This is a genomic window from Streptococcus sp. 1621, assembly GCF_013276615.1.
Lineage (GTDB): Bacteria > Bacillota > Bacilli > Lactobacillales > Streptococcaceae > Streptococcus.
Window position 1 is genome coordinate 1 of record NZ_VMLJ01000002.1, and the last position, 23,212, is coordinate 23,212.

Genomic DNA, 23,212 nt, shown 5'->3' on the forward strand with positions numbered 1-23,212 from the left:
CAAGTCGCTCTTATCAACTGTCGCACGGATAGCAGTATCAGACAGCAACGATATAGCTCCCTCTCCATCTAGTGGTGTATCCGTACCTGAGCGTACAATCATAGCCACTAGTTTAAGCTCATCTGTTCCTAATTTATCTACACCGTATTTTTTGAATCTATCAGGAGTAAAAGTTACCACTCCTTGACTATTTGGGAGTCCATCTGAAATCTTCTGAAATCCTCTTGCATGTGGGATTTGCACATCGTATCCATCGTAATTTCTTCCTCCTCTCACTAGATAGACACGTATTTCGGCTCCGTCTGGTACATTTTTTTGATTTACTGGACCAGGAAGCTTAGCTTGAATATACTTAGTTACATCCTGGTAAGTTGGGTCCTGAGGAATAGTTCCTGCCTTGCCCTCAAGTTGCTTATTTGTTGTAATAAAACTAGCTTTTGGAATAGGAAAACGGAAGACTCCCTGATATATTTGTTCATGTCCCGAACTATCCACAGCCTTAACTGTATATTTTCTGACACCGAACTCGGTTCTAGGAATGTCTCCTGTTAGTTTCAGACGAGCTACAGAAGTTCCTTCGCCAGATTTGGATACAGTTAGATTTAAACCCTCAATTCCTGTAATGCTAATTTCTCGAATCGTTTTCCCATCTGACATCGCCTTAAAGCTTACACCATAACCTTGGAGTTTGTAGTCTCCAATAGTATCCTCAGGATAGTTGGAATACTCATCTCTACCAGGTCTAACTTTTCCAACTCTCAGAGATGAGCTTGCTCTCGCTTTCCTAGATTTAGGACTATCGCTGATACCTTTTTCCACACCATTCTTTAATTGGGTTGCCTTTTTATACTCCTCAAGTGCAGCATTAAAAACCTCCTGGTCAACAAGTCCATCTTCTTTCGTCTGTAATGCTTCATTGAGTTTATCGTAAGCCTCTTTTAGTTTTTGGACTTGTTCTGGATTTTCAGTGCTGGTCTTCAGTTCTTGGAGGAGTTTATGGATTTTATCCGATAGAGGATAGCTACCCTGACCATTTGTGTAGTCTGTAGCTTCCTCCGCTGTTTCCTTGGTTTCTTGATTTTCTACTGGTGCTGGTATTGCAGGAGGAGTTAGTGGTCCCCTACGACCTCGCCCCCGTCTGGGAGTTGGGCTTGCTTCACTCTGAGTCGCACCACTTCCTTCTCCAAGCTCAGCTGGAGATGTGAGTCCACCAGCCAAAGCCTTGTTGACTTCCTCAGTCAAGGATTTCAGGGCTTGAACTTGGGCATTTACTTCCTCTTGACTGGAGTTTGGATTTTCAAGAACAGCTTTAGCTTGTGCTAGACCTGCTTCTACACGAGCGTGAAGTTCTTTCATGGAGTCCAGTGTCAGATTGGTAAGCAGAGCTTGCAGACTGGTTTGTGCAGACTGAGCAAGTGACTTATCTACAGTAGGACGACTTGCTTCTTCTGCTTGCTTTTCTCCCTTGCCTTCTTCGCTATCTTTTACTAGAGACTTGTTTTCATCTGATGCTTCTTGAGGCTTTTGATTACCTTGGCTAGATTGCTCTTGCTGACTTGGGTCCGTATCAGGAGTTTTTTCACTTAGCTCTTCAGATACCCCCCCCGAGGAATCGCTTACAAGGTCGCTGGTTCTAGTCGTTCCACTCTCTGTCGCTGGAGAAATGTCAGGTGTTTGTGCCTGTACTGTCCCGTTGGCAAAAAACATCAGCGCAGCAACGGCAACGCTGGCAGCACCAAAGTGGTACTTCCTTATTGAGTAACGAAAAACCTTTTCCCCTTTGCGCTCTTCTTTACTTTTTAGTTTCATTCATTCTTCCTTCCTTTTTCTATTTGATTTCTTCTGTATAGTCTAGTGCGATCCAGCCCCTACCCGACTTCAACAAGCCCCAAGTATAGCCATCTGCTTCTTCTACCTGCATGATGGTAAAAGTCCCAAGAGGACAAAAACCTTGGTCAGGATAAGCCAGACCTGGGCCTGTTCGGATGTAGAGATCATCATCTACCACACGCACTAGATACTCTCCATTCCCATCTCGAGGCTGTTCCTCTTTTGAGACTTGGAAACTATCGCCAGCATGAATCTCAGCCGCCATCTGGATGAGTCGATTTAGATCAATCCCCCCAGGGCAATCTGTAGCAGTAAATTCCTGGTGAGGATGGATGGTCTCACGATTGATTGGCAAATTATAACGATCACAAATATCTGCAATCAAACGTGCTGAGTTCCAGTAGGTTTCCTCTGCAATAGTCCAGTCAGGTTCCCCACGGTTATTTAAGTGTTCAATACCAATCGAACGCTGATTGACTTCATAGTTGCCAGCATGATAGGCAACGCTCTCTTCACCAACACACCCCCATATCTTATCAGGAGTCACCTGATAGTGAGCAGATGTGCCATGACCTGTAGAGACATACCAAGTACTTCTAGCCCCCTCATCACTCAGCCCACCATTATGGTGGATGACAATAGTATCAATATCAAGGCGATTTTGATCGCTATTCATGATTTCCTCATCCACATCTGTGATAAGTCCTGAAAACAAATCGCCATTCACTCTTTTTGTCGCAAACATTCTTCTCTCCTAGTCATTTTCTACCTTATCCTCTACCTGAGGATAAAGAGTCGTTCCCCAAATAGAAATCGTCCGCTTACGCACTAGTGGCAAATCGGTTTTTTCATAAACCGTACGCCACCATTCCCAAGCAAGTCCGGTACACTCTCTAATTTTGATAGAGAGATTGCGAACATTCCCTTTTAAAGGAATACTAGTGGTAAAATGAGCCGTCAAATCCTGCCCATTTCTGTCCCAAGCCTTAGGAGTCAAAACTTCTTTACCTTGATAATCATAGGATAATTCATCCCAAGTAATGTAATATTGGGCAACATAGGCACCACTATGATCCAAGAGTAAATCTCCGTTTCTGTAAGCTGTCACCTTAGTCTCAACATAGTCTGTACTGTTTTGAAAGGTCGCAACTACATTGTCCCGTAAAAAAGAAGTTGTATAGGAAATCGGCAAGCCTGGATGATCGGCTGTAAAGCGACTGCCTTCTTGAATCAAGTCCTCTACCATATCCACCTTGCCTGTTACAACTCGGGCACCCGAACTCGGGTCGCCCCCTAAAATAACCGCCTTCACTTCTGTATTGTCCAAAATCTGTTTCCACTCTGTCTGAGGAGCTACCTTGACTCCTTTTATCAAAGCTTCAAAAGCAGCCTCTACTTCATCACTCTTACTCGTGGTTTCCAACTTGAGATAGACTTGACGCCCATAAGCAACACTCGAAATATAGACCAAAGGACGATCGGCAGAAATTCCTCTCTGCCTCAAATCCTCTACCGTTACAGTATCTTGAAATACATCTCCTGGATTTTTAACAGCATCTACGCTGACTGTATAATAAATCTGTTTAAAATTAACAATCTGAATTTGCTTTTCGCCCGAATGGACAGAGTTAAAATCAATATCAAGAGAATTCCCTGTCTTTTCAAAGTCAGAACCAAACTTGACCTTGAGTTGTTCCATGCTGTGAGCCGTAATTTTTTCATACTGCATTCTAGCTGGGACATTATTGACCTGACCATAGTCTTGATGCCACTTGGCCAACAAATCGTTTACTGCTCCGCGAACACTTGAATTGCTGGGATCTTCCACTTGGAGAAAGCTATCACTACTTGCCAAACCAGGCAAATCAATACTATAAGTCATCGGAGCACGATCGACCGCAAGAAGAGTGGGATTATTCTCTAACAAGGTCTCATCCACTACGAGAAGCGCTCCAGGATAGAGACGACTGTCGTTGGTAGCTGTTACAGAAATATCACTTGTATTTGTCGACAAGCTCCGCTTCTTTCTTTCGATAACAACAAACTCATCGGGTAGCTGATTCCCCTCTTTAATGAAACGATTTTCAATACTTTCTCCCTGATGGGTCAAGAGTTTCTTTTTATCATAATCCATAGCTAGTATAAAGTCATTTACTGCTTTATTTGTCATCTTCTACCTCCTAATAAGTTCCTGGATTGAGTTGCATAAACTCAGACTTGTTCAGCGAAATCAGCCGTGGTTGGACTAAGTGATCCAAAATTTCCTCGTACAATTCTTCTGAGACATTGCGTCGCCGTCTGGCTAGATAAGAAGTCGGAATGACCGTATTATCCAACATAAATACCTTATCTAAGTCAATCAAAGTTGGTCTTGTAAAAGGATTACGAGCTAAATCCGGCTCTTCTATCATAAAGTTCTTGACCAAACGTCTGGTCAAGAGAGCTGGTTTGAAGGTCTGATTTTTAACCAACTCTTTGTTTTTAGTCATGCTGTTGTCAATACAAATATACATATGATTCTTCACAGCCAAATCGCTACTAATACTTGGAAAAGGCAAATAAAGAGCTACAACATCTCCTCTCTTAATCAAGCAAGAGCACCCCCTTTTCTCCTAATGTAACATAGACAGGATTGACCAAGTCTTCTGATTGACTCAGTGCTTCCAAAGTTTGAGTTTGGCGCCCTGTCAATTTAGTAACATCTTGTCTCTTCAATACAAAATGCTTGTCGCCAATTACCTTGACACTATAATCCTTCTCCAAAGCTGACTGGTAAATCCACATCAGATATTGTCTGTCCTGAGAACTCAAGAGAGAAGGATGTTCAAGCCTCCCGATAGTCTGATAAAAATCAAAAACAGGAGCTAACTCTTGCCAATCTGACTGGCTAGTTGTCAAGGCTAGAAAAAGGGCTTTACGAGCTGATACTTCTTGGTTAGCCTTGAGAGTCCCTTTTCCCTCCAAGTTTTTTAGAAAGTGGGAAACTCCAGAAAGCAAATCTTTCTCTAACTGCGAGAAATAAAAACCTTGCCTTCCCAGACATAAGTCTCTCAAGTCGCTTTCTCTAGCAAATAAGAGTTCAAACAGTTGATAGTAAAAGAAAAATATCTGGCACTGAGTCGCGCTCATCTCTTCTTTATAGGCTTCTTTTTTTAACCAGAGCAAGGGCAATAGGTAGCTGGATTGATACATTTCCTCCACCTCCTACTCTTTTTTCTCTGGAGCATCTGCACTAGCTGCCACTTCTTTTGACTGGATACTTTCCCACTGGTTGATTTCCTCTGAGATAAGACCTTCGCATGTCTTGACAAATAGGGCAAAAGCCTTGGTTTTTCCTGCATATTTCTCCGTTTGACATTGATAGAGGAATTTTTCTCTCTCCAGGAGTTGCGCAGTCTTTTGGTAAGAAATCCAGTGTTCCTTGGCATTATACAAATTGAGAATCCCCTCACACAGCAAACCTAAACTGGACAAGGCAACCGAAATCAAACGGTAGCGATCACCTGGCATAGGAATAGCACAAAAAACAGCTATGAGAAAACCTGCCACGATTTCTGTTATTTTTAATACCTTATAGCGTCTACGATGTTGAACGCTTTTCTTTAAAAAATAAGCTATCTGTACATCCAATCGATCTGTCAGATACATTTCTTCTGGCGTCATGTTCGTAACCCCTTTTATCTATTCATTCTATTCAAAAAACTAGGATAACTGTCTAGTAGGTTTAGCAAATATTAATAATGTTGTCATGTTATTTTGGAAAGGAAGTCTCATGTTTATATCTAGTGGCAAAATATCGCTTCTCCTACTAGCAAAATTCACCTGATTTAATCATTATATCATAATCGGGACAAAAAAACTTACTTACTTACTTACTTACTTACTTACTTACTTACTTACTTACTTACTTACTCATGGTAGCTGATTTTATCAATGATGGCAAGCTCTGTATCTTAAAATGTCAGAATTATTAATTTTTTATTACATGCTTGTTTTTGCCATCATGAGAAGGGAGCGTTTGATTTTTTATAGCATAATAAAGTAGTAACTGAATAAAATTAGTTGAGAAATTCAAACTAATTTTTATCAGGGTTCCCAACGGTGGGTAAGGACGGTAAAACTTGGGCTACAATCAAAACAAGAATTGATAGTAATGGAAAACGAGCTGTTTTAACTATTACCGGTCAGTCTCCTAAAAATCTCTATGGGCTATACAATACAACCTTAACAGTAACTGAAGGAAGCGGTCACGTGTCTAGTAAGATTCAAGAGGTTCTGTATCAACTACCAAAACCAGAATTTGATGAATCTCCACTAAATCCAGGAAAGACTGCTCAACAAGATGTAGAGGGAAAAGCAGGAGAAAAACCTATAGTTAAGGGGAAAATTCCTACTCCACCAAATGGATTCTCTAGTTCTAATATTCCGCAAGGCTCTCAATTGAAAATGTATTTGGTTCAAGGTGGACATAATGAAAATTTTGGTGGAATTGAAACCTCAGCAGAAGGTTATGACATCGTTGCATGGGGGCTAGTAGGAGCAGATGGAACATCAGTATTATATCCGACTCAGTATAAAAAGCAATCCATAGGCGATAAACCGCTACGTCTTATCGTGGCTTATGTTCAACAAGGAACAGATCGAGTACTAAATAAGGACTTAGTTTCGCCTCTGTCTAGGGATTCCATTACACCGACATATCCGCTGGATAGGGATGGGGCTAAATCAACAAATAAATGAGCCGGAAGCTAGATAACACTCAATTGTAACCGTCCAATAACGAAGTATATTGAAAAATCTCCAAACTAGAGAACTCACTGACGGTTCCTAATCTGGAGATTTTTTATTTGCACTTTTCTTGTATAATAGATTGAAATAGGATACGAACACATTAATTTGACTTCCCCAATTGATTCGCCCAATTCCTATTTCATTTTGATGTAACTATTTTTATCGAGACTATAACTCACATACAAAATCTTTAATTTTCGTTTTTAAGAATTTCTTCTAATTTATGATAGTCTTGGACACTATCGATCTCATAGATGCTATTGCCTTCTAATTCTTCAACATAGACATCTAGCTCTTTGATATTATCCTTAACCATATTATCCCAGTAGAGATCAACAAATTCACCACTTGCATAAGCCTTGTCGATAAAGCTGACAATCTTTTCTGCAGTTGGAGCATCCCAGAAGGATACACCACTAAGGATACGACCAGCCTTGCTATCAACAGTAATATCTTGAACCTTGTAGTCGTCTCCATAGACCAAGAACCATTCGTTGGTACAATCTTCACGATAAACACTAAAATAAGTCGAACGAGTCAAATCATTGCGGAACATATTTTTAAAAAGATAATTGTCAGCATCAATAACATAGCTGTTGGCCAATTCTTCTTTTACAAGATAGAGAGAGTAAAAGTTATTGTAGTCAGCGTATTTATCATTGAAAACGAGTCGAACTCCGTATTTCTCTTTTAAATAATCGAATTGTTCTTTAAGGTAACCAACGATGATGATGATGTCATGGATCCCTTTTTCTTTTAGAAACTCAATTTGGTATTCAATCAAAGGTTTTTGATTAACCTGAACCAAGGCTTTAGGGGTATTTTCAGTCATAGGACGCAAGCGAGTTCCCAATCCCGCTGCTAAGATAATGGCTTTCACACGAATCTCCTTTATTCTTTAATAATAATATAAACTCCAGCAATGACGACAAGTGACGTAATAATTGTCAGCATATCTAGCGGTGTACCCAAGAAAACAACTGCAAACAAGACAGTCCAAACTACATAACTCACGTTCAATCCTGTAGCCTTGGCTGGTTGCAAGCGATTGATAGCGATATAATAAGCCAAGTAGGAAATCATATCAAAGGCTGCAAAGACAATCATGAGACCTAGCAATTGTCCATTGGCTACTGCGGTAAATGACTGATGAGAAAAGAGCACAATCACAAGATAGGACAAGAATGAAGTTACTTGACGGATTAAGAGGGCTTCGATTTCACTCAATTCACTTTCCATGGCAAAGGAGCTAAGAACACTCTCACTTCCCCATGCAATGGCACAAACTAAAGCACAAAGAATCCCAATGTAGAAAGAATTAACCTGTTCAACCTTATAGGTCTGAGCAATAATCCCTCCAATAATCAAGACAATCCCAAACACAGTATTTTTTGAAATCTTGTGCTTCAAAAAGAAGAAAGCCAATAAAACTGAAATCGCAGGATAGATAGCAGATACAGATGAAGCCAAGGAACTTCCGATATACTTAACTGCATAAAGATTGGCCTGCATACCGATAGGGCCTGCTAATAAGGCTCCGATGATAACACTAACATTGCGAATATTTAAGAAAATTGAGAGACGAACTTTTCCTTCTTTTACCAAGAGAAAAGCTAGTAAGATAAAGATGCTCAAGAAATCATGAGCTGCAGCCACCACAAAGGGTGACAAATCTGTAAAAATCGAAAAGATATAAGCACTAATCGTTAGACCCAACCCCCAGAAAATACCTGAGAGTAGACCAAAAGAAACTCCATTTTTATTTTTCATCTGAACCTCCATAATAAGCTAGACCTTTAACAGCTCTTTGGTAACGACTCACACCATAGTCACCAAAATCTGCACCTTGCTCTTCTTTGTAGACTGTCCATAGACTCCAAATAGCATCTTGCAAAATTTTATAAATGGCAATCTTTTCACGAGAGACAGGTGTTTGCTCACTCTCATAGTAAGACAAAAAGTCTTCTTCCTCTTGAGGAGTGAATTCAGACTCTAAAAAGAGAGCAGCCAAATCCCACATTGGATCGTTCATTGATGAATATTCCCAGTCAATCAGATAAAGTCGTCCTTGAGGTGATTCGATAAAGTTTTCAGGCACCAAATCGATATGACAAGATTTTCTGTCAACACCTAAGTCAGCCAGTCTTTTCTCTAAGGCGAAGACTTCTTCTCGAACCGCTTCATAGTTGGCATAAGGGATTTTTTCCTCAATCAAAGATTCGTATTTTTTGATTTCTTCAAAAGGAGCAAATTCTCCTCTTAATTCCTTGCCAGAAGCATGAATAGTTTGTAATATTGGAGCAATTTTATCAAATTTGGTCTTGATTGACCTTGAATCAAGCGTAATAGCAGATTCGATATACTCATTTACTTTGATACCAGCTTCAATATCAAAAAGATAATTTTTTACATCTAGGTCTAAATCTTTAAGTAGTTCAAGATTGTACTTTTCATCTTGACGATTGATCAGTTTTTCTGTCCCTTTACCAAAGAATTTAACAATGTATTGCTTATTTGTTGTTTTGGCCAAATAGTTTTGATTGGTCATTCCCCCCAGTTGTTCAACACTGAGGACTTCCTCTTCTTGACTAAGTAGGGAAGAAATTTTTTCTTTAATGATTTTCTCCACAATTAACCTCCAGCACTTATACTTCCCACTTAAACACGGTTTTAAAGGCTGTGTTTAAATCGGTCGCAAAGACACGGTGAATATCTTTAATTTCTCTTACAGGTTCTTCTAAATAAAGGATATTTTTAAGACGATTGGCAAATTTCTTGACTTCCATCATTTGGATAGCATTTTCAAAATCAATGCGACCAGAACGAGAGGAACCAACCAAGAGCAAGCCTTTTTCTAAGGCATCGCGTGTATTGAGATTGACTTTATACTCGCTAACGCCCATCATGAGAATCGTTCCCTGAGGACGAATGTAGCGAATCAGGTCATTTATAGCCGGTCCAGTACCATTACCACCACAACACTCAAAAGCATGGTCAAAGGCCAAATCTTCAGGAATATTATCCGTAATATAGCATTCTTTGGCAAATGAGAAAAGTTCCAACTTTTCCCAATGACGACCAATAACCACAATCTCTGCTTCTGGCAAAGTATAATTTATAATATTAGCAACTACAAAAGCTAAACTTCCATCTCCGATAACGGCGATTCGGTCCCGCTTGCTATGAGCAAGGGTCAATAAGCGATTCATGGCATGCATGCCAACACTGACAAACTCTGTAATGGCTGCAACCGTATCTTCAATAGCATCATAAGCCACCACACGATCTTTAGGAAGAGAAACAAACTCTCTCATAAAGCCATCAAATCCACTAGACAAGAAATGAGTCCCTGTCATGTAGTTCTCATAGAATTCTTCATCACTCTGCATAGGAGGATGATTGGGAATCATGACAACTTTTTGCCCAACCTCGTAGGTTCCTGTCGGGTCAGAAATAACGGTTCCACATGACTCGTGAATCATTGCCATTGGAAGTTTTTTATTCAAAATCTTTGGATCACGTTTTCCTTGGTAGTAACGCTGATCCGCATGACAGACCGCCATATAATTAGGGCGGATGAGGATATGATTCTCTTGGTCAATAGCCTCTTCCTGATATTTGACATTGATAAACTTAGGCTTAGTTAGTTGATAAATTTGATTAATCATTTTACTAGTCTTTCTCAATCATACTTTTTGCAATCTTCAAATCTGTTACGGTTGTAATCTTCAGATTTGAGTATTCACCTTTGGCCAAGGCCACATCTTTTCCTTTAATCACAAAGATTTTACATGCATCTGTCAAGATTTCCTTCTCTTCAGCAGAGAGAGAACCGTAAAGGTCCATAAAGTCCTTGCAACGGAATGTTTGAGGTGTTTGTCCTTGATAAAGGTGAGCACGATTTGGAATATCTGTGATGAATTGACCATTGATACTTTCAACGATAGTATCAACCGCTTCTACCACTGTGTCCACTGCGTCATGATTTTGGGCAAGTTGGATATTGTCCTGAATCATGCGAAGTGTAATAAATGGACGAACAGAATCGTGGGTAACAACGATATCCTCTGGAGTAAGCGGACGATAAGCATCAATGGCTTCAATGATTTTCTCAATACTTGTATTGCGGTCAGCACCACCCTTTGTAATGATGATACGTTCCTTATGAAGAGGAAGATATTTATCTACAAGATCTTCTGCATGAGAAACCCAGTCTCCATGAACCCCAACTACAATTTTTTCAATACTTGGTTCCAAGACAAATTTTTCAATTGTATGAATCAAAATAGGTCGATCACCTAGCTCTAAAAATTGTTTTGGCAAGTTACTGATTCCCATGCGTGTGCCAGTTCCACCAGCAAGAATTCCTGCATAAATCATCTATTTTCTCCTTTGTCTTACTAAAAAAACTTATTCTCTCTATTATACCACAATCTAGTCCTATCATGAAAGAAATACCGGCCCTCCCGTTCTAGAATAGGAGGATTAAGGAGTTCTATTATTCAAAGAAACTAGTCCATTTCTAGTAATGACTAGGAATTCTGTCGTCATTACCAATAAATGGCTGTGAAATTTTAGAGTCCTTCAGAATAATATACTTTCCTTAAAGAAAACTTAAAATTAAGCTTTGAAACTTCAAAGTGATTACTTGACTTATACTCAATGAAAATCAAAAAGCAAACTAGGAAGCTAGCCGTAAGCTGTACTTGAGTACGGTAAGGCGACGCTGACGTGGTTTGAATTTGATTTTCGAAGAGTATTACTGCCCTTCATTTCTTATTAGCTGACTTTATGATATAATGAAAAACGAGGTAAATTGAATGAAAAGTATAAAATTAAATGCTCTATCTTATATGGGAATTCGTGTCTTGAATATTATTTTTCCCATCCTAACTGGGACCTACGTCGCGCGTGTCTTGGACCGAACTGACTATGGTTACTTCAACTCAGTCGACACAATTTTGTCATTTTTCTTACCCTTTGCAACTTATGGAGTCTATAACTACGGTTTACGGGCCATCAGTAATGTCAAGGATAACAAAAAAGATCTGAATAGAACCTTCTCTAGTCTTTTTTATTTGTGCATAGCTTGTACGATTTTGACCACCGCTGTCTATATCCTAGCCTATCCTCTCTTCTTTACAGATAATCCAATCGTCAAAAAAGTCTACCTTGTTATGGGGATTCAACTCATTGCCCAGATTTTTTCAATCGAGTGGGTCAATGAAGCTCTGGAAAATTACAGTTTTCTTTTTTACAAGACTGCCTTCATCCGTATCCTGATGCTGGTATCTATTTTCCTGTTTGTCAAAAATGAACACGATATTGTTGTCTACACACTCGTGATGAGTTTATCGACGCTGATTAACTATCTGATTAGTTATTTTTGGATTAAAAGAGACATTAAGCTTGTTAAAATCCACCTAAGTGATTTTAAACCGCTCTTTCTCCCTTTAACAGCCATGTTGGTCTTTGCCAATGCCAATATGCTCTTCACATTTTTGGACCGTCTCTTCCTCGTTAAAACAGGGATTGATGTCAACGTTAGTTACTATACCATGGCTCAGCGAATTGTGACCGTTATAGCTGGTGTGGTAACAGGTGCAATTGGAGTTAGTGTGCCTCGTCTCAGTTACTATCTGGGGAAAGGAGACAAGGAAGCCTATGTTTCCTTGGTTAATAGAGGTAGTCGAATCTTTAACTTCTTTATCATTCCACTGAGTTTTGGACTCATGGTTCTAGGACCAAATGCCATCCTACTTTACGGTAGTGAAAAATATATCGGAGGTGGCATCTTGACCTCTCTCTTCGCTTTTCGTACGATTATCCTGGCACTAGATACCATTCTTGGTTCCCAAATTCTCTTTACAAATGGCTATGAAAAACGTATCACAGTTTACACAGTCTTTGCTGGGCTACTCAATTTGGGCTTAAATAGTCTCCTCTTTTTCAACCATATCGTGGCTCCTGAATACTACTTACTGACAACTATGCTATCAGAGGCCTCTCTACTTGTTTTCTATATCATTTTCATCCATAGGAAACAACTTATTCACTTAGGACATATCTTTAGCTATACTGTTCGATACTCGCTCTTTTCACTTTCCTTTGTAGGAATTTATTTCCTGATTAATTTCTTGTATCCTGTGGATATGATCATTAATTTACCATTTTTGATGAATACTGGTTTGATTGTCTTGCTATCAGCCATCTCTTATATTGGTCTACTCGTCTTCACAAAAGATAGCATTTTCTATGAATTTTTAAACCATGTCCTAGCCTTAAAAAATAGATTCAAAAGATCATAGGAGTATAAAATGAAACAACTAACCATTGAAGATGCCAAACAAATTGAATTAGAAATTTTGGATTATATTGATACTCTCTGCAAAAAGCACAATATCAACTATATTATTAACTACGGTACTCTGATTGGGGCAGTTCGACATCAGGGCTTTATTCCTTGGGACGACGATATTGATTTGTCAATGCCTCGAGAAGATTACCAACGATTTATAAACATTTTTCAAAAGGAAAAAAGCAAGTATAAGCTCCTTTCCTTAGAAACGGATAAAAACTACTTTAACAACTTTATCAAAATAACCGACAGTACGACTAAAATTATTGATACTCGAAATACGAAAACCTATGAGTCTGGTGTCTTTATCGACATTTTCCCTATGGATCGCTTTGATGATCCTAAGGTCATTGATACTTGTTATAAACTGGAAAGCTTCAAACTTCTGTCTTTCAGTAAACATAAAAATATTGTCTATAAGGATAGCCTTTTAAAAGATTGGATACGAACAGTCTTTTGGTTGCTCCTTCGACCGGTTTCTCCTCGTTATTTCGCAAATAAAATCGAGAAAGAAATTCAAAAATATAGCCGTGAGAATGGGCAGTATATGGCTTTTATCCCTTCTAAATTTAAGGAAAAGGAAGTCTTCCCAAGTGGTACTTTTGATAAAACAATCGATTTGCCCTTTGAGAATTTAAGCCTTCCCGCACCTGAAAAATATGATACTATTTTGACACAATTTTATGGAGATTATATGACCCTACCACCAGAAGAAAAACGCTTCTACAGTCATGAATTTCACGCTTATAAATTGGAGGATTAGGATGCAATATTTAGAAAAAAAAGAAATTAAAGAAATTCAACTAGCCCTGCTAGACTATATTGATGAGACTTGTAAGAAACATGATATTCCTTATTTTCTCAGTTATGGAACCATGCTTGGAGCCATCCGCCACAAAGGCATGATTCCTTGGGATGATGATATTGATATTTCCCTTTATCGTGAGGATTATGAGCGTTTACTGAAGATTATTGAAGAAGAAAATCACCCTCGCTATAAGGTTCTCTCCTACGACACTTCTTCTTGGTACTTCCATAATTTCGCATCGATTTTGGATACTTCTACTGTTATCGAAGACCATGTTAAGTACAAGCGTCATGACACCAGTCTCTTTATCGATGTCTTCCCAATTGATCGCTTTACAGACTTGAGCATTGTAGACAAGAGTTATAAGTATGTAGCCCTTCGTCAACTAGCTTATATCAAAAAATCACGCGCAGTTCACGGTGACAGCAAATTAAAAGATTTTCTAAGATTATGTAGCTGGTACGCCCTCCGAGTGGTCAATCCCCGTTACTTTTACAAGAAAATTGATCAGCTAATCAAAAATGCTGCAACCAGCACTCCTCAATATGAAGGAGGAGTTGGGATCGGTAAGGAAGGAATGAAAGAAGTCTTCCCAGTTGATACCTTTAAAGAACTCATCTTAACTGAGTTTGAAGGTCGTATGTTACCAGTTCCAAAAAAATATGACCAATTTTTAACTCAGATGTATGGGGATTATATGACACCACCATCAAAGGAAATGCAAGAGTGGTATAGTCACAGTATTAAAGCTTATCGCAAAAACTGATTAAGGGCAATTATACAAAGTATTGAGTGAGACTTGGAAAAAACTCAATTGCAGGAAAAAATGAAGTAAGTCCCCCACAACAAAACGCATAATATCAAGGTTTTCATTCAACACCTGATATTATGCGTTTTCCTTATCTTCTTAAAGACCTTTTGTCCAACTTATTTTCCTATTTATACTCTTCGAAAATCTCTTCAAACCGTGTCAATGTCGCCTTGCCATACTCAAGTACAGCCTGCGACTAGTTTCCTAGTTTGCTCTTTGATTTTAATTGAGTATTAAATTGCTTCTGTGACAAAACTACGGCTTTCCAATACTTTGAGCATGGCGTTAGCTGTATCTAGAGCTGTGAAGAGGGGCACTCCATGTTCAATAGCTGAACGGCGAATCTGCTCACCATCTTCATCAGCAGTTCGTTTAGTTCCTACTGTATTAATGATAGCTTGAATTCTTCCTTTGCGAACAAAACTTGGAATATCCTTATCGTCATCACCAATCTTACCAACTGGTTGAGCTTGCAGACCATGACTAGCAAAGAAGGCTGCTGTCCCTTCTGTCGCGAGGATTCCATAGCCAATATTTTGGAAACGATGAGCCAAGTCCAAGGCTTCTTCTTTGGCATCATCAGCGATGGTAAATACAACGTTACCAAAGGTTGGCAAGTGTAAGTAAGAAGCTTCAAAGGCCTTATAAAGAGCTTTTTCCAAAGTAGCATCAGAACCCATAACTTCACCTGTTGACTTCATTTCAGGACCAAGTAAGCTGTCTACCTTAGCTAGTTTGGTAAAGGAGAAGACAGGTGCCTTGATGTGAACGCGAGTACTTTCAGGATAAAGTCCATCTTGGTAGCCAAGTTCTTCAAGGTTTTGACCAAGAATGAGCTTGGTCGCTACTTGAGCCATAGGAATATTGGTCACCTTAGAAAGGAATGGCACCGTACGGCTGGCACGTGGATTGACCTCAATAACGTAAACTTTTTCATCCTTGATAACAAACTGGATGTTCATCATTCCAAGGCAGTTAAGACCAATTGCTAGGCGTTTAGTGTAGTCTGCAATGGTTTCCTGCACCTTTTGCGACAAGGTTTGTGGAGGATATACGGCCATTGAGTCACCTGAATGGACACCAGCACGTTCGATATGCTCCATAATACCAGGGATGAGAACATTTTCCCCGTCTGAGATGGCATCAACTTCGCACTCTTGCCCAACGATGTAAGAGTCAACAAGAACTGGGTGATCTGGACTAGCCTTAACAGCAGTTCGCATGTAAGAACGAAGGTCTTCTTCGTTTTCAACGATTTCCATGGCACGTCCACCAAGTACATAAGATGGGCGGACAAGAACTGGGAAGCCAATCTTGCGAGCCGCAAGAACTGCTTCTTCTTCATTGGTAGCCGTTTGTCCTGGTGGCTGTGGAATATCCAAATCTTTAAGAGCTTGCTCGAAGAGGTCACGGTCTTCGGCGCGGTCTAGGTCAGAAACTTGCGTACCAAGGATGGTCACACCTGCTTTTGCCAATGGCTCCGCAAGGTTGATAGCTGTTTGACCACCAAACTGAACGATGACGCCCTTTGGTTGCTCCAAGTCAATGACATTCATAACATCTTCGAATGTCAATGGCTCAAAGTAAAGCTTATCTGATACCGAGAAGTCTGTAGAAACGGTCTCTGGGTTTGAGTTCATGATGATGGCTTCATAACCAGCTGCCTGAATAGCCTTAACCGAGTGAACAGTTGCGTAGTCAAACTCGACCCCTTGACCGATACGAATTGGACCAGAACCTAGAACTAGAACGGATTCCTTATCAGACTTGATAGATTCATTTTCCCATCCATAGGTTGAATAGAAGTATGGTGTTTCAGAGTCAAATTCTGCCGCACAAGTATCGACCATCTTATAAACTGGAATAATCTTGTTTTCCAAACGAAGCTGGCGAACTTGATCAGCAGTCGTTTTCCAGAGCTCAGCAATCTTACGGTCTGAAAATCCATTCAATTTTGCAGTTTTCAAAACTTCAAGATCCTGTGGATGGGCACCTAATTCTTGCTCAATTTCAAAGATATGCAAGAGTTTATCAAGATAGAAGATATCAATCTTAGTCAATTCAGCAATTTCTTCTGGTGTATAACCGCGGCGAATGGCTTCTGATACATAGAAGAGACGGTCATCCTGGGCTTTGACTACTTTTTCAATCAAGGCATCATCAGAAACTGCTGCAAGTTCAGGCATTTCATTGTGGTGCACCCCAATTTCAAGGGAACGACAAGCTTTAAGGAGAGATTCCTCGATGTTACGACCAATCGCCATGACTTCTCCAGTCGCCTTCATCTGGGTACCAAGACGGCGCTCACCTTTTTCAAACTTGTCAAATGGGAAACGTGGGATTTTGGCAACAACGTAGTCAAGGGCTGGTTCAAACATGGCATAGGTTGAACCAGTGACTGGGTTTATAACCTCATCCAAGGTCAAACCGACTGCAATCTTGGCAGCCAACTTAGCAATCGGATATCCTGTCGCCTTAGAAGCAAGGGCTGACGAACGCGATACACGGGGGTTTACTTCTATAACATAGTACTTAAAGCTGTGGGGATCAAGAGCTAGCTGAACGTTACATCCACCTTCAATCTTGAGGGCACGAATAATGCTCAAGCTCGCGTCACGAAGCATTTGGTTTTCATAATCTGACATGGTTTGGGCAGGGGCGAATACAATGGAATCTCCTGTGTGAATCCCAACTGGGTCAAAGTTTTCCATGTTACAAACAACCAAAGCATTGTCAGCTGAGTCACGCATGACTTCGTATTCGATTTCCTTGAAACCTGCGATTGAACGCTCAATCAAACATTGGGTGACAGGTGACAATTTCAAACCATTTTCAGCGATTTCACGCAATTCTTCCTCGTTAGCACACATACCACCACCAGTACCACCAAGAGTGAAGGCTGGACGAACGATGACTGGGTAGCCAATTGTCGCTGCAAAGGCAACAGCTTCTTCGACTGTGTTGACAATTTCAGATTCTGGAATTGGTTGGTTGAGCTCTTCCATCAATTGTTTAAAGAGGTCACGGTCCTCCGCTTGATCAATGGCAGATAGTTTAGTACCCAGAAGTTCAACACCAAGCTCATCTAGGATACCATTTTTAGATAATTCCATGGCCATGTTGAGACCTGTCTGACCACCGAGTGTTGGTAGCAAGGCATCTGGACGCTCCTTACGAAGAATACGCGTTACAAACTCAAGTGTAATCGGTTCGATGTAAACCTTGTCAGCAATTTCCTTGTCCGTCATGATAGTTGCAGGGTTTGAGTTAACCAAAACAACCTTATAACCTTCCTCTTTCAACGACAAGCAAGCCTGGGTTCCAGCGTAGTCAAACTCAGCAGCCTGACCAATAATAATCGGACCAGAACCAATCACCATAATTTTTTGAATATCAGTACGTTTAGGCATAGTTTATGATACAAAGCCCGTAAAGAACACAGTGAAAATAGGAAACTCGGTGCAGACGCCTTTAGCGCCAAGACGATGTTTATCTTTTTCACACAGTTCTTAGGGCGTGTTCACTTCCGCGAACAATGTATCTTCTCCTTTCTATTCGTCGCCTCACAGAGCGACATTAAATAAGATACAAAGGACGAATAGAAAGCGATTGAATTTTAGGAAACTAAAGAAGGATTAACAATCCAAGTTGGTTTCTCTAAATTCCGAGCTTTCCGTCCGTGTTCAGTTACATAAATTCTCCGACGAGCTTTTACTCGTTCTTAGTTTGATTGTTTAAAAGCTTCCATCATCTCGATAAACTCGTCAAATAGGTAGCTAGCGTCGTGTGGACCAGGGGCTGCATCTGGATGGTATTGAACAGAGAAAGCAGGTTGGTATCGGTGACGCACACCTTCCACTGACTTATCATTGATTTCTTCGTGGGTAATGATCAAGTGCTCTGGCAAGTCCTCACGGCTGACCGCATAACCATGGTTCTGGCTAGTAAAGTCTACACGTCCTGTAGCAATTTCACGTACCGCGTGGTTAAATCCACGGTGTCCAAATTTCATCTTATAGGTCTTAGCACCGTTTGCCATGGCAAAGAGTTGGTGCCCCATACAAATACCGAAAATTGGAATTTTCCCTTGCACACCGCGAATCATATCCAGTGCTTGGGGAACATCTTCTGGATTTCCCGGTCCATTTGACAACATAACTCCGTCAGGGTTGAGATGGAGAATTTCTTCAGCCGTTGTTGAATAAGGAACGACTGTCACGTTACAGTTGCGCTTAGAGAGTTCACGTAAGATTGAGTGCTTGAGACCAAAGTCCACTAGCACTACGCTCAAACCAACTCCTGGAGCTGGATACGAAGTTTTAGTAGAAACCTGCTTGATATTGTCTGTCGGCAAGACTGTTGCTTGGAGCTGGTCCGTCACATGGTCCATACTGTCCCCAACATGGGTCAAGGTTGCACGCATAGTACCATGCTTACGGATAATCTTGGTAAGAGCACGTGTATCAATCCCTGAAATACCCGGAATTTTCTTGGCTTTCAAAAATTCATCCAAGGTCATTTGGTTGCGCCAGTTACTAGCTCTACGTGCTTCTTCGAAAACAACAACTCCCTTACAAGTTGGAATAATGGATTCGTAATCATCACGGTTAATTCCATAATTTCCTACCAAAGGATAAGTAAAGGTCAAGATTTGTCCATTATAAGACTGGTCTGTAATGGATTCTTGGTAGCCAGTCATCCCTGTATTAAAGACGATTTCGCCTGTTACATCAATATCTGCTCCGAAGGCCTTGCCTTCAAAAACTGTGCCATCTTCTAATACTAGAAGTCTTTTTGTCATATTTTCACCTCTCGTGGACGCTCACTGGCGTCTTTTAACGTCTTGTGTTTTAGTTGGCGTTTCTACTCGCCAGTACGGATTCTAAGATTGCCATTCGAACAAAGACACCATTGGTCATTTGTTGGACAATCCGTGATTTTGGTGCTTCAACCAAGTGATCTGCGATTTCCACATCACGGTTCACCGGAGCTGGGTGCATGAGGATTGCTGTTTCTTTCAAACGGTCATAACGTTCTTGAGTCAAGCCATGTTGGGCATGGTAGTCTTCTTTTGAAAAGACAGCTCCACTATCATGGCGTTCATGTTGCACACGGAGAAACATCATGACATCCACCTGATCAATGATTTCATCAATAGTTACAAACTGTCCATAGCCTGCAAACTCTTGACTTCTCCATTCCTCAGGTCCAGCAAAGTAAAGTTCAGCTCCCAAGCGTTTCAAAATCTGCATATTGGATTTGGCAACGCGTGAGTGGTCCAAGTCACCTGCAATCGCAACCTTAAGGCCCTCAAAGTGACCAAATTCCTCATAAATAGTCATCAAATCAAGTAAGCTCTGGCTAGGGTGTTGTCCCGAACCATCTCCACCATTGATGATGGAAGTCGTAATCGTCGGACTAGCAATCAACTCTCTGTAGTAGTCGACTTCTGGGTGACGAATCACACAGACATCCACTCCTAAAGCAGACAGAGTCAAGATAGTATCATAAAGTGTTTCACCCTTATTGACCGAGCTGGTCTTCACATCAAAGTCAAGTCGTTCCAGCCCCAGTTTAATCTCTGCCACTTCAAAGGACTTATGCGTCCGTGTAGAATCCTCAAAGAAAAGATTAGAAACAATCGGATGGTCTTCATAAGGAAGCTGAGCTCCGTTTTTAAACTCAATTCCTCGCTTGATCAATTTCATGACTTGATCGACAGTGAGGTCTTCCATGGACACCACATGGTTCAATGCTTGTTGATTTTCTGACATGGCTACTCCTTTAGCTTTCTAAGCTTCTTCAGTAATCAGAACTCTGTCTTGGCCATCAAGTTCTGCCATCTCCACGATGATTTCTTCAGAACGACTGGTTGGGATATTTTTTCCAACGTAATCTGGACGGATTGGCAATTCTCTATGCCCACGATCGACGAGAACTGCTAAACTCACGCGCGCAGGACGACCATGACCGACAATATTATCAATAGCAGCACGGATGGTACGGCCTGTATAAAGCACATCGTCCACCAAGATAACTTCACGGTCTGTCACATCAACAGAAACCAAAGAAGTATCTTCTCCACTTTTAACATCATCACGGAAGGGTTTAGTATCCAATTCCACAACAGGAACTGAAAGATTTTCTAGCTGTTCCAAACGTTCTTGGATTCGGTGGGCGATAAAGACACCGCGAGTTTTAATACCAGCCAAGACGATTTTATTCAAATCTTTGTTGCGTTCGATAATCTCATAAGTAATACGCGTAATCGCTCGTTTGACGGTCAATTCGTCTACAACTTCTTTTGTCTTCATGACAAACCTCCAAAAAGAAAAGTCTCCTTAAACAAGGAGACTTGAAATGTACAGCCAAGCGAGCCCTACTGCAAACAGTATAGACTTCACCCTTCTACTTTATCACGCTCCTTGCCTGCCTCACGGGACAGGTTTAAAGGAATATTTAGTTATCAACTACTATAGCACAAAGCATGCTTAAAATCAAGCAAAAACTTTTGAAACCCCATCTTATAAATTGCTAAAATCATATAACTGTGGGTACTGGTCACACTCTGGATTTTTAGGATGACAAATGGCTCTTCCAAAATAAATCATGGCCTGATGAGCTGCTAACCACTGCTCAGGTGGCAAGATATCCATGACCCGCTTTTCCACCTCAAGTGGTGTCGCTGATTTTTTGACGATATCATGGTGTTTGCAAATACGCTCCACGTGAGTATCCACTGCAAAGGCTGGAATCCCAAAGCCCACACTCATGACAACATTGGCTGTCTTGCGACCAACACCTGCCAAACTCTCCAATTCCTCACGTGTCTGAGGGACTTGACCATCAAAATCATCTAGTAACTGTTGGGCACATTTTTTAAGGAATTTAGCCTTATTTCGATACAGTCCCAGGCGAGAAATGTGTGAAGCAATCTCACTTTCTGTTGCAACAGACATGGCTTGTGGCGTTGGAAATGCAGCAAATAGACCTGGTGTGGCCTTATTTACCGCTGCATCCGTCGTCTGAGCTGATAACATGACCGCAACCAAGAGTTCAAAATGATTGGTAAAATCAAGACTAGGCTTAGCATCTGGAAAAAGAGCAATGATTTCTTCTAGCACCTTTCGTGCGCGTTTTTTTGACAAGACCATTATTCGTCTCCATCAAATAGTCCTTGTAAGCCAGCAAAAGGACTGTTTTCTTCTTTCTTAACTGCTTGTTGCGCCTGATATTCTTCCTCTGTCATGATTTGCCAGTCATTTCCTGACACAAATCCTTGACCAGCCTCTTCTTCAGCCGTCAAGACCTTGATAGGAATGTTTAGTAGGATATTGTCTGACACGCTCTCAGCAAGGTCAAGTTCCCCATTTTCGATAGGCAAGACCAAATCATCATCTAGAACTTCTTGATCTAGCTGGTTAGTTGCGCCTTCCATGAAAACTTCCGTGACTGGATAAGATTCAACTAACTCAACTGGTTCCATACTGCGACTTGAAGCAAGAACAATGGTATAAGATAGTTGATAATCTAAGAAATACATACGGTCTTCGTACTGTACTTTCCCAACTGCAAGGATATCTTTTACATCTAAAATTTCTTGATTACGTGCACGCAGGTCAGTAACTAGATCTAACGTTTGTTCAAAATGCAAGCCTTCAGACTGCTTACGAATTTCTTGAATATTTAATTTCATACTTCCTCCATAAAGTTTTACTCTCTTGATTATACCATGAAAAGGCTACAAATCAGCATACCAAACTTGTAATTAAAATTCGATTTTTTAACATATTTACTATGATGTTTTTATTTTTTAGTGCTATACTATAGGCAATAATACATCAGATCAAGGAGGATACTCACATGAAAGACAAAGAACTCATTACTAATGCAACCCAACTCCTATCCGAGTTAAATAAAAGTTTCCAAAGCTGCAAACAGGGTACGGCAGATGATATTCGACTGCAAGAGCTGCTAAATACTACTCTGCAAGAGCTCAAAAAAGCGGAAAAGTTGGACAACAGTATCTTAATCGATCTTGAGAAATTTTACCAACGTACCAGTCTGCTGATTGGACTTGGTAGCCTAAAACTGAACGACCAAGCACGCACTGCTTGGCGAAACTACGACAAATTTCATTACGAACATGTCAAACACGTACTGACTCTTTATGGACCTGTTTTTGGATTCTAGAGATTAGAATTTCCAGTTTTCTGTTGACAAAATATCCTGAAAGGTATAGGATAGAGGTACCAATACTAGGAGGTAAGGGAGACATGAACAACTAAGTCTATCAAATAAAGAACCTTTATTTAGTAGATCTTGTTTTTGTCTCTTTTTGTGTGCTCTTTTATGCTCTTTTTCTGGCATTTTATACTCAATGAAAATCAAAGAGCAAACTAGGAAGCTAGCCGCAGATTGCTCAAAGCACTGCTTTGAGGTTGTAGATAAGACTGACGAAGTCAGTTACATATATCTATACGGTAAGGCGACGCTGACGTGGTTTGAAGAGATTTTCGAAGAGTATTAATAGAGTTTTTTTGACATAGACATTGGCTCTACTAGATAAAGTAGAGCTTTTTGTTATGCACTATTGATATTCTAGAAAGGGCAA

23 protein-coding genes are annotated in these 23,212 nt (G+C 40.4%); 6 read left to right on the plus strand and 17 right to left on the minus strand.

The features are described from left to right. From HT697_RS10190 to HT697_RS00330, 6 genes are all read right to left on the minus strand, one after another. On the minus strand, positions 1-1,809 hold a 1,809-nt coding region (locus HT697_RS10190; protein ID WP_240149826.1), incomplete at its 3' end, for a YSIRK-type signal peptide-containing protein. A 19-nt stretch (positions 1,810-1,828) separates the two neighbouring features. Then, entirely contained in the window at positions 1,829-2,575 is a 747-nt protein-coding gene (locus tag HT697_RS00310) for a peptidoglycan recognition family protein (protein WP_101514457.1), read from the minus strand. Between the two features lie 9 nt (positions 2,576-2,584). Then, positions 2,585-4,000, minus strand: a complete 1,416-nt coding sequence (gene ply / locus HT697_RS00315) for a cholesterol-dependent cytolysin pneumolysin (protein WP_173261657.1) — start codon at positions 3,998-4,000, stop codon at positions 2,585-2,587. Positions 4,001-4,010: 10 nt separating this feature from the next. Further along, complete coding sequence (locus tag HT697_RS00320) at positions 4,011-4,421, minus strand: hypothetical protein (RefSeq protein ID WP_000595751.1); 411 nt, start codon at positions 4,419-4,421, stop codon at positions 4,011-4,013. After that, positions 4,414-5,022: a hypothetical protein gene (locus tag HT697_RS00325; RefSeq protein ID WP_173261660.1), complete on the minus strand. Its 609-nt coding sequence runs from the start codon at positions 5,020-5,022 to the stop codon at positions 4,414-4,416. The genes HT697_RS00320 and HT697_RS00325 overlap by 8 nt, the downstream gene beginning before the upstream one ends. Before the next feature lie 12 nt (positions 5,023-5,034). Further along, positions 5,035-5,493 (minus strand): DUF4231 domain-containing protein, encoded by a 459-nt coding sequence (locus HT697_RS00330; protein WP_173261663.1) that lies wholly within the window; start codon positions 5,491-5,493, stop codon positions 5,035-5,037. A gap of 438 nt (positions 5,494-5,931) precedes the next feature. On the opposite strand from HT697_RS00330, the gene HT697_RS00335 reads away from it, so the two are divergent. Next, entirely contained in the window at positions 5,932-6,570 is a 639-nt protein-coding gene (locus HT697_RS00335) for a hypothetical protein (RefSeq protein ID WP_173261666.1), read from the plus strand. A 241-nt stretch (positions 6,571-6,811) separates the two neighbouring features. Here the strand turns inward: HT697_RS00335 and HT697_RS00340 are convergent, their stop codons facing one another. From HT697_RS00340 to HT697_RS00360, 5 genes are read right to left on the minus strand one after another with little or no spacing between them, the layout of a single operon-like run. Further along, complete coding sequence (locus HT697_RS00340; RefSeq protein ID WP_000643959.1) at positions 6,812-7,501, minus strand: sugar phosphate nucleotidyltransferase; 690 nt, start codon at positions 7,499-7,501, stop codon at positions 6,812-6,814. Positions 7,502-7,512: 11 nt separating this feature from the next. Further along, on the minus strand, positions 7,513-8,391 hold the full coding sequence (locus HT697_RS00345; protein ID WP_173261669.1) for a DMT family transporter: 879 nt from the start codon (positions 8,389-8,391) through the stop codon (positions 7,513-7,515). Then, complete coding sequence (locus HT697_RS00350; protein ID WP_173261672.1) at positions 8,381-9,250, minus strand: phosphotransferase; 870 nt, start codon at positions 9,248-9,250, stop codon at positions 8,381-8,383. The genes HT697_RS00345 and HT697_RS00350 overlap by 11 nt, the downstream gene beginning before the upstream one ends. Before the next feature lie 16 nt (positions 9,251-9,266). Beyond that, positions 9,267-10,289, minus strand: a complete 1,023-nt coding sequence (locus tag HT697_RS00355; protein WP_049524202.1) for a ribitol-5-phosphate dehydrogenase — start codon at positions 10,287-10,289, stop codon at positions 9,267-9,269. Between the two features lie 4 nt (positions 10,290-10,293). Further along, the gene (locus HT697_RS00360; protein WP_173261675.1) at positions 10,294-11,001 is read right to left on the minus strand and encodes a 2-C-methyl-D-erythritol 4-phosphate cytidylyltransferase; all 708 of its coding nucleotides are present in this window, start codon (positions 10,999-11,001) and stop codon (positions 10,294-10,296) included. A 440-nt stretch (positions 11,002-11,441) separates the two neighbouring features. Between HT697_RS00360 and tacF the strand changes: the two genes are divergently transcribed. From tacF to HT697_RS00375, 3 genes are read left to right on the plus strand one after another with little or no spacing between them, the layout of a single operon-like run. Beyond that, the gene (gene tacF / locus HT697_RS00365; protein ID WP_166736713.1) at positions 11,442-12,929 is read left to right on the plus strand and encodes a type IV teichoic acid flippase TacF; all 1,488 of its coding nucleotides are present in this window, start codon (positions 11,442-11,444) and stop codon (positions 12,927-12,929) included. A 9-nt stretch (positions 12,930-12,938) separates the two neighbouring features. Continuing rightward, positions 12,939-13,742, plus strand: coding sequence for a phosphorylcholine transferase LicD (locus HT697_RS00370; protein ID WP_166736714.1), 804 nt, complete (start codon positions 12,939-12,941; stop codon positions 13,740-13,742). A 1-nt stretch (position 13,743) separates the two neighbouring features. Continuing rightward, complete coding sequence (locus tag HT697_RS00375) at positions 13,744-14,553, plus strand: phosphorylcholine transferase LicD (RefSeq protein WP_050278221.1); 810 nt, start codon at positions 13,744-13,746, stop codon at positions 14,551-14,553. A 278-nt stretch (positions 14,554-14,831) separates the two neighbouring features. On the opposite strand, the gene carB is transcribed toward HT697_RS00375, so the two are convergent. The 4 genes from carB to pyrR all read right to left on the minus strand — a co-directional run bounded on the left by carB (position 14,832) and on the right by pyrR (position 20,912). Next, on the minus strand, positions 14,832-18,008 hold the full coding sequence (gene carB / locus HT697_RS00380) for a carbamoyl-phosphate synthase large subunit (protein ID WP_166736715.1): 3,177 nt from the start codon (positions 18,006-18,008) through the stop codon (positions 14,832-14,834). Positions 18,009-18,319: 311 nt separating this feature from the next. Further along, on the minus strand, positions 18,320-19,399 hold the full coding sequence (locus tag HT697_RS00385; protein ID WP_000166853.1) for a carbamoyl phosphate synthase small subunit: 1,080 nt from the start codon (positions 19,397-19,399) through the stop codon (positions 18,320-18,322). 49 nt (positions 19,400-19,448) lie between these two features. Beyond that, a complete protein-coding gene (locus HT697_RS00390) occupies positions 19,449-20,372 on the minus strand; it encodes an aspartate carbamoyltransferase catalytic subunit (protein WP_166736716.1) in 924 nt (307 codons plus the stop codon). Positions 20,373-20,390: 18 nt separating this feature from the next. After that, on the minus strand, positions 20,391-20,912 hold the full coding sequence (gene pyrR / locus HT697_RS00395) for a bifunctional pyr operon transcriptional regulator/uracil phosphoribosyltransferase PyrR (RefSeq protein ID WP_000850023.1): 522 nt from the start codon (positions 20,910-20,912) through the stop codon (positions 20,391-20,393). Between the two features lie 46 nt (positions 20,913-20,958). Here pyrR and HT697_RS10415 point away from each other — a divergent pair, with 46 nt between their 5' ends. Then, on the plus strand, positions 20,959-21,093 hold the full coding sequence (locus HT697_RS10415; RefSeq protein ID WP_275689832.1) for a hypothetical protein: 135 nt from the start codon (positions 20,959-20,961) through the stop codon (positions 21,091-21,093). Between the two features lie 29 nt (positions 21,094-21,122). On the opposite strand, the gene nth is transcribed toward HT697_RS10415, so the two are convergent. Together nth and HT697_RS00405 are read right to left on the minus strand one after the other, a co-directional pair. Further along, positions 21,123-21,752: an endonuclease III gene (gene nth / locus HT697_RS00400; protein WP_000244443.1), complete on the minus strand. Its 630-nt coding sequence runs from the start codon at positions 21,750-21,752 to the stop codon at positions 21,123-21,125. After that, a complete protein-coding gene (locus HT697_RS00405) occupies positions 21,752-22,294 on the minus strand; it encodes a DUF177 domain-containing protein (protein WP_166736717.1) in 543 nt (180 codons plus the stop codon). Before HT697_RS00405 ends, nth begins: the two co-directional genes overlap by 1 nt. 167 nt (positions 22,295-22,461) lie before the next feature. Here HT697_RS00405 and HT697_RS00410 point away from each other — a divergent pair, with 167 nt between their 5' ends. Next, entirely contained in the window at positions 22,462-22,791 is a 330-nt protein-coding gene (locus HT697_RS00410) for a helicase BlpT (RefSeq protein WP_166736718.1), read from the plus strand. Positions 22,792-23,212 lie beyond the last annotated feature (421 nt).

Bases quoted from the DNA above. Each gene is read 5' to 3' on its own strand.
- HT697_RS00310 (WP_101514457.1), bottom strand. From the start codon at position 2,575: ATGTTTGCGACAAAAAGAGTGAATGGCGATTTGTTTTCAGGACTTATC.
- ply (WP_173261657.1), bottom strand. From the start codon at position 4,000: ATGACAAATAAAGCAGTAAATGACTTTATACTAGCTATGGATTATGAT.
- HT697_RS00325 (WP_173261660.1), bottom strand. From the start codon at position 5,022: ATGTATCAATCCAGCTACCTATTGCCCTTGCTCTGGTTAAAAAAAGAA.
- HT697_RS00330 (WP_173261663.1), bottom strand. From the start codon at position 5,493: ATGACGCCAGAAGAAATGTATCTGACAGATCGATTGGATGTACAGATA.
- HT697_RS00345 (WP_173261669.1), bottom strand. From the start codon at position 8,391: ATGAAAAATAAAAATGGAGTTTCTTTTGGTCTACTCTCAGGTATTTTC.
- HT697_RS00355 (WP_049524202.1), bottom strand. From the start codon at position 10,289: ATGATTAATCAAATTTATCAACTAACTAAGCCTAAGTTTATCAATGTC.
- HT697_RS00360 (WP_173261675.1), bottom strand. From the start codon at position 11,001: ATGATTTATGCAGGAATTCTTGCTGGTGGAACTGGCACACGCATGGGA.
- tacF (WP_166736713.1), top strand. From the start codon at position 11,442: ATGAAAAGTATAAAATTAAATGCTCTATCTTATATGGGAATTCGTGTC.
- HT697_RS00370 (WP_166736714.1), top strand. From the start codon at position 12,939: ATGAAACAACTAACCATTGAAGATGCCAAACAAATTGAATTAGAAATT.
- HT697_RS00375 (WP_050278221.1), top strand. From the start codon at position 13,744: ATGCAATATTTAGAAAAAAAAGAAATTAAAGAAATTCAACTAGCCCTG.
- carB (WP_166736715.1), bottom strand. From the start codon at position 18,008: ATGCCTAAACGTACTGATATTCAAAAAATTATGGTGATTGGTTCTGGT.
- HT697_RS00385 (WP_000166853.1), bottom strand. From the start codon at position 19,399: ATGACAAAAAGACTTCTAGTATTAGAAGATGGCACAGTTTTTGAAGGC.
- HT697_RS00390 (WP_166736716.1), bottom strand. From the start codon at position 20,372: ATGTCAGAAAATCAACAAGCATTGAACCATGTGGTGTCCATGGAAGAC.
- pyrR (WP_000850023.1), bottom strand. From the start codon at position 20,912: ATGAAGACAAAAGAAGTTGTAGACGAATTGACCGTCAAACGAGCGATT.
- HT697_RS10415 (WP_275689832.1), top strand. From the start codon at position 20,959: ATGTACAGCCAAGCGAGCCCTACTGCAAACAGTATAGACTTCACCCTT.
- nth (WP_000244443.1), bottom strand. From the start codon at position 21,752: ATGGTCTTGTCAAAAAAACGCGCACGAAAGGTGCTAGAAGAAATCATT.
- HT697_RS00405 (WP_166736717.1), bottom strand. From the start codon at position 22,294: ATGAAATTAAATATTCAAGAAATTCGTAAGCAGTCTGAAGGCTTGCAT.
- HT697_RS00410 (WP_166736718.1), top strand. From the start codon at position 22,462: ATGAAAGACAAAGAACTCATTACTAATGCAACCCAACTCCTATCCGAG.